We start from the raw sequence: 13,321 nt of genomic DNA, 5'->3' as shown, positions 1-13,321 counted from the left end.
CCGGCCCGGCGGCCGCCGTGGTGTGGTCGAGCCGGCATTCCTCGCCGCCGGAACCCTGGGTGAGCGTGACGGCCACGCGGGCTGCCCCGCCCCTGATCGGCGCCCCTCCCGCACGAGAGGACGTCGAGGTCGCCGACGATGAGTCCTCACCGGAACAGCCCGCGACAGCGAGGAGCGCGAAGGCGCCGACGGCACCTCCGACGAGGCGAGTCCGGTCAGCGAACATGGTTGTCCTTCCTGGAGATCGATGATGGGACGGCGCTGACTGAGGCTGCCGAGGAGATCACCTGGGCGAGGGGTGCTCGTCGGCGCCACGCGACGGTGAGCAGCGCCGCGGCGGCGACCACGAGGGCGCCGGGCACCACCCGGCCCCAGAAGCCGGCCTCGGCCCGCCGGTTGTCCACCGAGCCCTTGGCAACGCTCACCGCGTCGACGTACGTCGGCGCCACCCTCCAGGACGCCGGGACGACTCGCCCCGACGGGAGCCTCGTCCCGGGCCGGAGGCTCATCGTCCGCGCGGTGGGGAGCCCACCGCCCCGCAGGGTCACGACGACGGCCGACCGGCTGGTCGCGTCGAGGAGCCCGTCCTCGACGGTCCAGGCGTCGAGGTGAGCGACCGCGCTCCACTCCACCGTGTAGGGCCCCGGGTTCCGGAGCACATCGACCCCGATCGGGACGCGCCCGCTGTTGAGCCGCACCAAGTCACCGAGCGTCAGGGATGCAGGAAGCCCGTCGGCCAGATCGGACCGCGACGCGGTCAGGTGCTCGGCCGGGATCCCGCTGTGGGTGACCGATCGGTCCTGGTTCAGCTCGGTCGTCGAGACCTCCTCGATCGACGCGGTGAGCGTCGTGGGAGGACTGAGCCGGACCGTGCCGATCGTGGTGCCGCTCTCGTCCACGGCGCTCGCCGTGTCCGGTGCCTCGAACCGCGGCGTGGGCACGAGCACGACGAGCCCGACGGCGGCGGCAACCGCGGCGGCCGCGATCGCGGTCTTGATGCGGTTGCTCGCCTCCCGTCCAGGACGTCGGGCCGGCGGCCAGAGGACGATAGGCATCATCGGGACGAGGTAGGCGAGCCACCCGATGACCTCGATGAGCCGCGGATCGGCAGGGATCCCCAATACCCCTGTGCAGAGGGCAGATCGGATGGAGCCGACCGGTGCGAGCCAGGACAGGTCGACCGTATGCTGCTGCCCGGCATTCACCCAACCCGCCGCGTGTGCCTTGCGGAGCGAGGTGGCGACGAGACCCGCCGCGACGAGGACGAGGAAGACCCCCGTCCCCCGGAAGAACGTCGACAGGTTGATGCGCAGCCCGCCCCGGTAGATAGCCACGCCCAGCGCGATCGAGACACCGAGGCCGGCGACGGCTCCTGCCGAGGCGGCGACCGCGTTGGTGGCCGACTGGAAGGTCGCCAGGAGGAAGACGGCCGACTCGAATCCCTCCTTGAGGACCGCGAGGAAGGCCATCAGGACGAGCGCGGCCGACGTGCCGTCGCCGAGGGCCTCCCGGGCCTGCGCCTCGAGCTCCCCCCTGAGCCCCCGGGAATGGGTGCTCATCCACAGGATCATCCCGGTGACGAAGAAGATGGCGACCGCGCCGATGACCGCCTCCATCCCCTCCTGCGCGGCCTGCGGCAATGCCGTCTCCACGATGTGGAGGATGATCCCGACCGCGAGGCTGAGCAGCACCGCCGCTCCGACGCCGATCCACATCGGAGTGAGCCGCCGGTTGTTCCTCGTCAGGAACGCGGCGACGATCCCGACGATGAGGGCAGCTTCCAGACCCTCCCGAAGTCCGATCACGAACGTCGCCAGCACTGTCCCGACCCCTCGTCACAGCCCACCCGCTGCGGGCAATCGGCCGTCAGGTTAGGCCTACCTATCCTGAGCGTTCCCTGAATGCGACGCCTTGACACACCGAGTGCGGCCATGCTCCCGGAGCTGCTCGACCGATTCGACGCAGCGCTGACTCGGCGTCAGTCAGACACCGGCGACAACACCCACACGGCCTCACCTGCGGTGGTCAGCGCGCGGACCCGCCGGTGGTCCTCGACCTCGTGGGCGTCGGCCGCGGCCAGCTGCTCGGCACTCTGGTGGACCGAACATCTCGGCCGCCAGATCCCTCACCTGATCGGACAGCTCACGTTCCCCGACCCCCGGCACGATGAGCCCGCGCGCCACGACGTCCTCGAACAGCATGAGCGCCTTGGCCTGCGCCTCGCGCAACGCCTCCACCCTCCCCGGATCTCTCGCGACCACCATGCCCGGACGCTACGAGACCTCGCCGGTATGCGGAGCCCGGCCGGGCGCCGTCTCTGTCAGGTCCGGGTCAGCAGCTGGGGCCCGATCTGGTGGACGAGCTCGAGGGCGAGTTCGGTCGCGAGCCGGCGCGCGCCGGGTGGGCGGTCAAGGAGCTCGGTGGCGCGCGCCACTCGTTTGAGGATCGTGTTGCGGTGCGTATGCAGGCGGGCAGCCGTGCGGGGTGCGTTCTCGGCTTCGTCGAGGAACACCCGCAGCGTCTCGCGAAGGCGCGCAGCGTCAGGGGTGTCTGCAGCGAGCCGGCCCAGCGTGGTGCGGACGAACTCGGCCGAGCGTTCGGGGTCCTGTGCCGCGAGAGCGGTGACTTCGAGGTCGTCGTAGAACGCCGGCTGGGCGCCACCGGGGCGCCCGGAGAGCAGTCCCTGGATGGCGAGCGCTGCGGCGTGGGTGCTGCGGAACCCAGCGATCCCGGGTCGAGTGGGGCCTACGGCGACGCGGATATCGGGGTGGATGAGGTCGCTCACCGCGCGAAGCTCATCGCGCGCGGGGTCGGCGTCGGTGCCCATCCAGGCCCAGAGCACCGATGGTCCAGCCGAGAGGGTCAGCGGGGGCCGGGCTCCCGAGGCACGCGCCAGAACGGTGGCTGCGGACTCCAGTGCACCGTGCACTTCGTCGGTCGGCGGGAACCACAGGACCAGGGCGGTGTGTCGCCGGGCGAGGTCGTAGCCCAGCATCTCACTGGCCCGGTCGGCGACGATCGGCGAGCCATCGAGGATGAGACGGATCGTCTCGGCGCGCCGCGCGAGCGCGCTGCCGAGCACCGCTTCGCGCTCGTGCTGGGCGACCGCGAGCACCTGCGCGACCACATGGTCGACCCACTCGTACGTGCGCCGCGAGAGGGCCCGCAGCAGCTCCTGCTGGAGCGGGCCGGACGGAACGACGCGAATGGCGCAGTCCAGGTAGTGCTCCAGAGCGATGTTCTGCCCACGTCGGTACCCCTGAAAGATCGCGGAGAAGTCGATGCCACGCCGCGCGACGGTGCGCGCACCGTCGAGCGCCTCGAGCGGGACCTCGATCGGCACCGGTCCGGTCTCCCGACGAGCCCACACGGTCAGTGGGCGCGCGATGTTGGCACGGTTCGAGGCCGACAGGCTCGCCACCGAGCCCGCGTCGGCGCCGAATGCCGGGACCAGCTCGATGACGGCCGCGTCCATCCGCGCGACCAGTCGGTCGAGGTCGACCAGTGCCAACTCGGCCACGTCGCCCACCAGGTCGGCCAGCTCGGGTGGCAATGCCGCGCTGGTCGCTGGGCTCGGTGTGCGGGCGCCTACTCCGGACGTCACGATGGGGATCATCGCACATGCAGGGGCGCCCCGACGCCGTCGATGGCACCGCCGAACGTCGGCTGCGGGCGGCATCTCACTCCTAATCCGGTTCGCACCGGTGAAGATCGTGATCTCACGGGATCGCGCGGACCGGTATGCGGCTGCACACCCGCAGCGACAAACCATGGCCATTCGCATACCCCGTTCGGAGGCTTTCCCCTCTAGCGTGAGCGTCATCACAACGCGACCGGCGGGAGGCCGGCGCGATCAACGACCCGCCCCGCGGCACTGTCGACCTGCCGCGCGCTTCGATGGAGAAGATGCCGATGGCGCTGGACGATGCTTCCGTCTCGTTCGTCACCGCACTCGCTGCGGATCCGCCACCGCCTTTCGAGGTGTTGACCCCCGGGATCGCCCGGTTGGCCGACGCGACGCTGGCGGCCCTGAGCGGTCCCGGCCCGGAGGTTGGGCAGGTCCGGAACCTGAGGATCGACACGGGTGGCGGGGACCGGATCCGGATCCGCACCCTCAGACCGAAGGGTGCGCCCAAGGGAGTGCTGGTCTACTTCCACGGCGGTGGCTGGGTCATCGGCGATATCGACTACCAGTACGACCACGTCGCCCGCGACCTGGTCGTCGCCACCGACTGCACCGTGGTCCTGGTCAACTACCGCAAGGCCCCGGAGCACCCGTTCCCGGCCGCCGTCGAGGACTCGTACACCGGACTGGTCTGGGCCGACGACCACAAGGCCGACCTGGCATACGACGGCGCACCCCTGATCGTCGCCGGCGACAGCGCCGGCGGGAATCTCAGTGCCGTGATGACCCAGTGGGCGCGCGATCGCGGCGGACCGCAGGTGGACCTGCAGGTGCTGGTCTACCCCGTCACCGATTGCGACCTGGACACCCCGTCGTCCCTGGCACCGGAGAACCAGCTGCTCCTCTCACGCGACTACATGGTCTGGTTCTGGACGCACTACCTGCCCGAGGAGGAGGCTCGCACGAACCCCTCCGCCTCGCCGATCCGCGCGGACAGCCTGGCCGGCCTGCCCCCCGCCCTGGTGTACGTCGCCGAATGCGACCCGCTGCGCGACGAGGGTGTCGCCTACGCCGAGGCCCTGCGCGATGCCGGAGTCGAGGTCACCCTGGACGAGGCCGAGGGGCAGATGCACGCCTACTTCCAGATGGCCGGGATCCTCCCCGGCTACGACACCGGCCTGCGCAGGGTGGCCGACTACATCAACGAGTTCATCGCCGGGAGGGACTGCGGATGAGTCAGCATGACGTGATCATCATCGGCGCCGGGTTCTCCGGCATGTACCAGCTGTACACGCTGCGGGACCAGCTGGGCTTCGATGCGCTGGTGATCGAGGCCGGCGATGACGTCGGCGGCACCTGGTACTGGAACCGGTACCCGGGCGCGCGAGTCGACATCCAGTCGATCGAGTACTCCTACTCCTTCTCCGAGGAGCTGCAGCAGGAGTGGGACTGGACCGAGCGGTACAGCGCCCAGCCGGAGATCCGTGCGTATGCGGAGCACGTCGCGGACCGCTTCGACCTGCGCCGGGACATCCTCTTCGGCACGCGGGTCACCGCCCTGGACTGGGACGAGTCGGCGACCGAGTGGACCGTCACCACCGCCGACGGGCAGACCCGGACCGCCCGGTTCGTGATCGCGGCGACCGGGTGCCTCTCCGTGCCCTCCCGCCCCCGCTTCGCGGGCATGGACGACTTCGAGGGGGACCTGTACTGGACCTCCGAGTACCCGCAAGGCACCGATCTGTCCGGCAAACGGGTAGCGGTGATCGGCACCGGCTCCTCCGGGCTGCAGGTGATCACCGCGGTCGCCCCCGAGGTCGCCGACCTGACGGTCTTCCAGCGCACCCCGTCCTACGCGATCCCGGCCCACAACGAGCCCGCCGATGCCCGGCTCGCCGCGGTGCGTCCGGACTACGAGTCCTTCCGCGAGGCCAGCCGGGCCAGCCTGTTGGGGTTCCAGTGCGTCGAGGGCGCCATCCCGGTGCTGGAGCTGACCGAGGACGCCGCCAGAGTGGAGCTCGACTCGGCATGGGCCGAGGGCGGCCTGTGCCTGAACACCCGATTCCCCGATGCCGGAACCGATCCCGCCGCCAACGCGGTCGTCGCCGAGTACGCGCGCGGCCAGATCCGCGCCAAGGTCACCGACCCGGTCGTGGCCGAGAAGCTGTCCCCGCGGACCTATCCCATCGGATCCAAACGGATGTGCGTGGACACCGGCTACTACGAGACCTACAACCGGCCGAACGTCCACCTCGTCGACCTGCGAGAGACGCCGATCGAACGCTTCACCCCGACCGGGATCGCCACGATGTCAGGCGACTACGCGTTCGACGTGATCATCATGGCTACCGGTTTCGACGCGATGACCGGCGCGCTCAACGCGATCGACATCCGCGCGGGCGGGCAGCGGCTGGCGGACAAGTGGGCCCACGGCCCACGCACCTACCTGGGCCTGATGTCCCACGGCTTCCCGAACCTGTTCACCGTCACCGGCCCACAGAGCCCGTCGGTCCTGTCCAACATGATGACCTCGATCGAGTTCCACGTCGAATGGATCGCCGACACCCTGAAGTACCTGCGAGAGAACGACATCCAGCGGATCGAGCCCGACCTGGACGCCGAGGACAACTGGGTCCGCACCAACAACGACCTGGCCAACCTCACCCTGATGCCGCAGGCCGCGTCCTGGTACATGGGCGCCAACATCCCGGGCAAGGAGCAGGTCTTCCTGCCCTTCGTGGGCGGCGTCGGTCTCTACCGCCAGGTGGTGCAGGGCATGACCCTGAACCACCACGGCTTCGAGCTGGCGTAGCCGGCCCGTGCCGGGCCTCGCCGGCGCGGTCGTCCGCGGAGGCCGCCTGCTGCCGGATCCCGGCTCCCTGATACGCATCCCACTCCCGAAGGACGAACACACATGAGTGACACCGGTGAATGGTTGAGCCAGGAGCGGCTCGCGGGCTTGCGGGCGATCTGCGACACGGTGGTGCCGTCGATCCAGCGCGACGACGACCCGCACGGTTTCTGGGCGTTGGCGTCGACCGATGTCGGCGCGGACCAGGCATTGATCGCGATGTTGGGCGGGATGCCCGCGCCGGACCGGGACGGGTTGTTGGGGCTGGTGGACGGTCTGGTCGCCCAGGGCATCGTGACGGCGTCGCCGATCTCCCGGGAGACGCTGCTGTCGCGCACGGCCCTGCTGGGCCCGATGGCAGCGGTCGGGGTCAACGCCCTGACGGGTCTGATCCGGCTGTTGACCTACGCGGTGCCGGACGCGGCCGGGCAGAACCCCTTCTGGAGACAGTTCGGCTACCCGGGGCCCAACACCGCGCCGTCGCAGGACCCGAAGCCCATCGCTCCGTTGGTCCCCGAGGACGGCGCGACGATCGAGGCGGATGTGGTCGTCGTCGGCTCCGGCTCGGGCGGTGGGGTGATCGCGGGCGTGCTGGCGACGCAGGGCCTGAAGGTGGTCGTCCTGGAGGCGGGCGGCTATTTCGACGAGTCCGACTTCAACCAGTTGGAGCTGTGGGGCTACCAGAACCTGTACTGGCGCGGCGGCCCGACGTCGTCCGCCGATCTGAACATCAGCCTCATGGCGGGTGCGGCCCTCGGCGGGGGGAGCACGGTGAACTGGACGAACTGCCTGCGGACCCGCCCGTGGGTGCGAGCGGAGTGGACCCGCGAGCACGGTCTGGAGGGCGTGAACGGGCCCGAGTTCGACGGGCACCTGGACGCGATCAGCGGGCGCATCGAGGTCAACGGGGAGTGCTCGGAGCTGAACGGCCCGAACCAGCGCATCGTGGACGGTGCGGAGGCGCTCGGCTGGTCGGTGGAGTCGATCGAACGCAACGCGGACCGGCGGACATACACCCCGGACAACGCAGGATCCATGGGTTTCGGTGACATCTCCGGCTCCAAGCTCGGGACCATGAAGACCTACCTGCAGGATGCGTTCGACGCCGGCGCCGACATCATCGTGCGTTGCCACGCCGACACGGTGCTGGTCGAGGACGGCCGCGCGGCGGGCGTCGCCGCCAGCTGCCTCGACCCGGCCACCGGGGCCACCACCCGGGTGACGGTTCGCGCCCCCAAGGTGGTGGTGGCCGCGGGTTCGTTGGAGTCCCCTGCGCTGCTGCTGCGTTCCGGCATCGGGGGGCCGGCGGTCGGTCACCATCTGCGGCTGCACCCCTGCACCGCCGTCTCGGCGGTCTATGCGGACGAGCAGAAGGCGTGGTGGGGTGCGCCGATGACCGCGGCGATCGACGAGTTCGACCACCCCGAGAACGGGTATGGGTTCCTCATCGAGGCGCCGCACTACTCGATCGGCACCTCCGCGGCACTGCTGCCGTTCACCACCGCGCAGGAGCACAAGGCGGCCATGAGCCTCATGCGCGACACCTCGAGCACCATCTCGCTGACCCGGGACCACGGCCATGGCCGGGTCACCATCGACGCCGACGGCGAGGCGGTGGTCACCTATGCGGTGACCGACCCGGTGGACATCGAGAACATCTACCGCGGTGTCGAGGTGCAGGTGCGTATGCATCACGCGGCCGGCGCCCTGCGGATCTCCGGGTTGGCGGCCGGGTTGCCGACCTGGCGCTGGGGCGACGACCTGGAGGACTTCATCGGCGCGTTGCGGCAGATCCCGATCACCTACGGCGGGTGGAGCCTGTTCTCCGCCCACCAGATGGGCAGCTGCCGGATGGGCGCCGACCCGCAGATCAGCGTCGCCGACCCCCGCGGCGAGCTGCATGACACCCCCGGGGTGTGGATCGGAGACGCCAGCGCGTTCCCGACCTCCTCCGGCACCAACCCGATGATCTCGACCATGGCCCTGGCTCACCGCACGGCCGAAGCCATCGCCAGCTCCGTGCGGCCCGGCGCGTGAGGAGACCGACATGACTGCCACCGACACGACTGCGACCGACCTGATCCCGGCGCACGACAGGTTCTACATCGGGGGGGCCTGGGTGGACCCCGACCCCGGGTACCGGACTCACGACGTGGTCAACGCGACGACCGAGCAGGTCATCGCCCGCGTGCCGCTCGGATCCGCTCGTGACGTGGACCGTGCGGTGGCTGCCGCCCAGACGGGCTTCCACGCCTGGTCGCAGACCGACCTGGACACCCGTGCCCAGCTGTTGAGTGCCGTGCATGCCAGGCTGGCGGATCAGGCCGAGCGGATCGCGGCCGTCGTGACGAGCGAGATGGGTATGCCGATCGCGACCTCGGTCCTCATCCAGGCCGGCATGCCGGCCTGGTCCTTCGGGAGCATGGCCAGGCTGGTCCGCGACTTCCCATGGCAGGAGGAGATCGGCAACAGCCTCGTCGTCCGTGAACCGGTCGGTGTGGTGGGCGCCATCACCCCGTGGAACTACCCGCTGCACCAGGTGGCCGCCAAGGTCGCCCCGGCCATCGCCGCCGGATGCTCGGTCGTCCTCAAGCCGAGCGAGGTCGCACCGCTGTCGGCATTCCTCCTCGCGGAGATCCTCGACGAGGTCGGTCTCCCGGCCGGCGTGTTCAACCTGGTCACCGGCGAGGGCCCGGTCGTCGGCGAGGCACTCGCCGGGCATCCGGACGTCGACATGATCTCGCTCACCGGGTCCACCCGGGCCGGCAGGCGTGTCGGTGAGCTGGCCGCACAGACCGTCAAGAGGGTCTCGTTGGAGCTGGGCGGCAAGTCCGCCAACATCATCCTCGACGACGTCACCGGCGACGAGCTGACCCAGGCCGTGGTCGACGGCATCGGCAAGTGCTTCCTCAACTCCGGCCAGACCTGCACCGCGTTCACCCGGATGCTGGTGCCCCGCGACCGACTGGCCCAGGTGGAGGCGATCGCCCGCTTCGCCGCCGAATCCGCCACGGTGGGCGACCCCTTCGACCCGGCCACCCAGCTGGGTCCGATGGTCACCCGGTCCCATCGCGAGACCGTCCGCGGTTACATCCGCACGGGCCTCGACGAGGGTGCCCGTCTGGTCACCGGAGGCACCGAACCAGTCGACGGACTCCACACGGGCTGGTTCGTGAGGCCGACCGTCTTCTCCGACGTGATCCCCGGGATGACCATCGAGCAGGAGGAGATCTTCGGGCCGGTGCTGTCGATCATCGCCTACGACAGCGAGGACGAAGCCGTCCAGATCGCCAACGACACCATGTACGGCCTGGCCGGCGGGGTCTGGGGTGCCGACCGGGCGCGGGCCGAACGGGTCGCCCGTCGCCTGCGCACCGGCATGGTCGACATCAACGGCGGCGCATTCAACCCTCTCCAACCCTTCGGCGGCTACAAGCAGTCCGGCAACGGCCGCGAGCTGGGCACCCACGGCCTCGCCGAGTTCACCGAGGTCAAGGCGATCCAGCGCTGACCGGCCAACCAGACGTGCCCTCTCCTGCGTGGCCGCCACGCGCGGCGCCTGATGCGCAGGGCTCGACAGGTCTGACGGCGGGCGTGTCGCACGCGCGTCACTCGACTGGCCAGCCCCCGATACGCGAGACCCCCGACCTGCGTCTGTGCTGGTCAGGGGCCTGCCATGGAGCCGCCTGTCGGAATCGAACCGACGACCTATCTCGAATCTCGATCGTCGCTCCGGGTCAGGGCTGCGCACTATGGCTCATCACGCACGCCCCAGGGGATCAGGAGGGCACGAATCGACCTGAGGCAGCCCACCTCGCACAGTTCAAACGTGTCACTCCCGCTTCCGCGCGCGACGGGCGTTGGAGGCTGCGTGATGGGTATGCCGTCACGCGTGGCGACATACCCATCAGGTGCCCGTTCGGGCTTGGGTCAAATTCGCCATTGCCGGAAGCTCCGGCGTCGTCTCCAAACACCGACTACGTCGGCCCATACCCCGTCTTTCAACCAAGCCTCCCCGCCACGCCTTCGCCTCGACTCGAGCGTCCACGATCCTCCCCTGCGAGGGAGTTGGACATGCCTCCGGCGAATCAACTGTCGTGCTGGCAGCGGCTGAGGAGTCGTTGTGAGAACGCCCCCAACAGCGGCGTCTTGACCCTTCGAGGTCAGCTCTTGTAATCGGGGTAATTGCGCTCGACCAGCCGTAGCATCGCGGCCCAGGTCAGGTCCACGGTGTGGGAGTCGTCGAGAAGGTCACCCTCGACCGTGTCGGGGGACGTGAGCTGCTGATAGGTGTACTCACAGACCTCGGGGGACGGCGTCACCGTGCGCGCGGCCTGGGCGGCGACCTGGATCTGACAGGCTCGCTCGAGGTAGAAGATCCGATAGAACGCCTGCGCGATCGTCTCACCCACGGCCAGCAGACCGTGGTTGCGCAGAATCATCACCGGCTTGTCGCCGAGATCGGCGATGAGCCGGTCGCGTTCCTCGAGGTTGAGGGCGATGCCCTCGTAGTCGTGGTAGCCGATGCGGTCGTAGAACTCGAGCGCCATCTGGCTCAGGGGCAGCAAGCCGTCTTCCTGAGCGGCGACCGCGCAGCCCGCCTGAGTGTGGGTGTGGACGACGCACTTGGCATCCTCACGGGCACTGTGCACAGCCGAGTGGATCACGAAGCCAGCGGGATTCACGCTGAACGGTGACGGCTCGACCAAGCGGCCGTCCGCGTCGACCTTCACCAGGCTCGACGCCGTGATCTCTTCGTACATCAGGCCGTATGGATTGAGCAGGAAGTGGTTGTCCGGGCCCGGGAGCTCCACCGAGATGTGGTTGAAGATGAGGTCGGTCATCCGGAAGTGCGCGACGAGCCGGTAGAAGGCTGCGAGTTCACGTCGGAGACTCGACTCGATGTCCTCCGACGTCGTGACCGAGTCGCTGGCAAGTGTGGTCATCAGAACCTCTCGAAAGCACCGAAGTGGTCGCCTTCGAGTATGCAGGAATGCGAGCCCACGCCGCGGCGTCGTCTTGTCCGAACCCGGCGCTCGGGCCAACACAACGTCGAGAGAGTGCCGCAGGTGGTTCCCGGTGAGCAGCGGAGAGGGCGGTGGCCGCTCGGGCCCCAGTCGCCGACGCTCCCCTGGGCTGTGGTCGCAAGCGGCATCCACAGGAGGTCGATCGCACCCGACCGCTGTGGACCCGACGAGTCGGTGCAGCTCGTCGAGCCGCGTGACCCGACGGAGCGGCGCCAACCTATCGATTCCTCCGATTGCCGCGTCCACCAACGCTCGTTGGACGCCCTCGACCGGCCGCTCACATACTTGCCGATCATGGGCAGGCCGGCGCGCGAGGCGCCTGAGCAGCCCACCTCACCCACGCCGAGGGAAGTGCTCGGGTCGCGCCACGAGAGGACTGGGCAATGAAGGTCGCATCGCCTCCACAGGACGGGAAGCCCGCCCGCTGCGGAAGGACGCTCTCGTCGGATCGCTCGGAGGGGCGGGGCCGGTGAGCGTCGAGCAGCAGAAGGGATGGTCTGCGGCCGACGAGGACGCCTTCACGGTCGACGAGCGAGAGCTGCGGCGCGTTGCGATCTCCAGCCTGCTCGGGACGTCGATGGAGTGGTACGACTACTTCATCTACGGGATCCTGGCGGCACTGGTCTTCAACTCCATCTTCTTCCCGGAGTTCGACCCCGTGGTCGGCACGGTCCTCGCCTTCCTCACCTTTGCGGTGGGCTTCGTCGCCCGTCCGTTGGGCGGGATGGTCTTCGGCCACCTGGGCGACCGGATCGGCCGGAAGAAGACCTTGATCCTCACCATCGTGATCATCGGCCTTGCGACGGGCGCGGTCGGGCTGCTGCCGACCTACCACCGGATCGGACTCGCGGCGCCCATCCTGCTCGCCGTGCTCCGCTTCATCCAGGGCCTATCGGTCGGCGGCGAGTGGAGCGGGGCGGTGCTCATGGCCGTCGAGCATGCTCCGCCCCGGAAGAAGGCGATCTACGGCGCGATGCCGCAGTTCGGCTCACCGGTCGGCACCATCGCCTCATCCGGGATCGTCGCCCTCGTGACGCTGCTGCCGGCCGGGCAGTTCGAGACCTGGGGCTGGCGGGTGCCGTTCCTGCTCGCGTTCCCCATGCTGGGTGTCGCGATCTACCTGCGCCTTCGGGTGGAGGAGTCTCCGGTCTTCGTCTCGGCGAAGCTCGAGGAGACCGCGAAGGAGGAGCGCCACATCCCCGTCATCGAGCTGTTGCGTCACGCCTGGGGCCAGATGCTGCTCGTCGTGATGACCGCCCTCTTCGCATCCGGTGGCTTCTTCCTCTTCACCACGTATGCCGTCAACTACGGCACCAAGGTCCTTGGGATGGCGTCCTGGGTCGTCTTGCTCGCCACCATGGGCGGGGCGGTCCTCGAGGCCGGCAGCATCCTCATCAGCGGCCGGCTCGCAGACCGTTACACCCCCTGGAAGGTGGTGTTCGCCGGCGGCGTTCTGGCCGTCCTCTGCGCCGCGCCGCTGACCCTGATGCTGGGTTCCGGACAGGTGTGGTTGGCGGCGCTGGCGATCGCCTTGGGGATCGGCCTACTCGGGATTCCCTACGGGCCCATCGGCTCGCTGTTCAGCCAGCTCTTCGACGGGCGGTACCGCTACTCCGGCGTGGCGATCTCCTACAACCTTGCGGGGATGGTCGGCGGCTTCGTGCCCTCCATCGCCCTCGCCCTTCAGGCGGGCCGCGGGGATACACCGTGGGTGATCGGACTGCTGTTCGCGGTCATTCTCGGACTGACGGCCCTCGGGGCGTTCGGCATGGGCAGAGTGCTTCGGGCCCAGGGCCGCCACCGCGAGGTCGAGTGAGG

General features: G+C 69.3%; 9 protein-coding genes and 1 tRNA gene. 5 read left to right on the top strand and 5 right to left on the bottom strand.

Annotation, left to right across the window (positions count from 1 at the left end; translation table 11 throughout):
- From BN12_RS26395 to BN12_RS22390, 3 genes are all read right to left on the bottom strand, one after another.
- Positions 1-226 (bottom strand): hypothetical protein (locus tag BN12_RS26395; RefSeq protein ID WP_048555727.1); only part of this gene is annotated, 226 nt, incomplete at its 3' end.
- Positions 216-1,820: an iron uptake transporter permease EfeU gene (efeU, locus tag BN12_RS22395; RefSeq protein ID WP_048555726.1), complete on the bottom strand. Its 1,605-nt coding sequence runs from the start codon at positions 1,818-1,820 to the stop codon at positions 216-218. The genes BN12_RS26395 and efeU, both read right to left, overlap by 11 nt.
- A gap of 500 nt (positions 1,821-2,320) precedes the next feature.
- Entirely contained in the window at positions 2,321-3,823 is a 1,503-nt protein-coding gene (locus tag BN12_RS22390) for a PucR family transcriptional regulator (RefSeq protein ID WP_235432583.1), read from the bottom strand.
- 89 nt (positions 3,824-3,912) lie between these two features.
- Between BN12_RS22390 and BN12_RS22385 the strand changes: the two genes are divergently transcribed.
- The 4 genes from BN12_RS22385 (at position 3,913) to BN12_RS22370 (ending at position 9,987) form a co-directional block, all read left to right on the top strand.
- Positions 3,913-4,860 carry an alpha/beta hydrolase gene (locus BN12_RS22385; RefSeq protein WP_048556777.1) on the top strand — a complete coding sequence of 316 codons (948 nt, stop codon included), beginning with the start codon at positions 3,913-3,915 and terminating at the stop codon, positions 4,858-4,860.
- On the top strand, positions 4,857-6,437 hold the full coding sequence (locus BN12_RS22380) for a flavin-containing monooxygenase (RefSeq protein WP_048555724.1): 1,581 nt from the start codon (positions 4,857-4,859) through the stop codon (positions 6,435-6,437). The genes BN12_RS22385 and BN12_RS22380 overlap by 4 nt, the downstream gene beginning before the upstream one ends.
- Before the next feature lie 102 nt (positions 6,438-6,539).
- Positions 6,540-8,513, top strand: coding sequence for a GMC family oxidoreductase (locus BN12_RS22375; RefSeq protein WP_048555723.1), 1,974 nt, complete (start codon positions 6,540-6,542; stop codon positions 8,511-8,513).
- A 10-nt stretch (positions 8,514-8,523) separates the two neighbouring features.
- Positions 8,524-9,987 (top strand): aldehyde dehydrogenase family protein, encoded by a 1,464-nt coding sequence (locus BN12_RS22370; RefSeq protein ID WP_048555722.1) that lies wholly within the window; start codon positions 8,524-8,526, stop codon positions 9,985-9,987.
- A 166-nt stretch (positions 9,988-10,153) separates the two neighbouring features.
- Here the strand turns inward: BN12_RS22370 and BN12_RS24860 are convergent.
- Positions 10,154-10,233 (bottom strand) — tRNA-Ile (locus BN12_RS24860).
- A 406-nt stretch (positions 10,234-10,639) separates the two neighbouring features.
- Positions 10,640-11,422: a class II aldolase/adducin family protein gene (locus BN12_RS22365; protein WP_048555721.1), complete on the bottom strand. Its 783-nt coding sequence runs from the start codon at positions 11,420-11,422 to the stop codon at positions 10,640-10,642.
- A 550-nt stretch (positions 11,423-11,972) separates the two neighbouring features.
- On the opposite strand from BN12_RS22365, the gene BN12_RS22355 reads away from it, so the two are divergent.
- Positions 11,973-13,319: an MFS transporter gene (locus BN12_RS22355; protein ID WP_048555719.1), complete on the top strand. Its 1,347-nt coding sequence runs from the start codon at positions 11,973-11,975 to the stop codon at positions 13,317-13,319.
- Positions 13,320-13,321 lie beyond the last annotated feature (2 nt).

Source organism: Nostocoides japonicum T1-X7 (assembly GCF_001046855.1).
In the GTDB taxonomy this organism is placed as follows: Bacteria; Actinomycetota; Actinomycetes; order Actinomycetales; family Dermatophilaceae; genus Nostocoides; species Nostocoides japonicum.
This window is presented reverse-complemented; position numbering and strand designations above follow the sequence as displayed.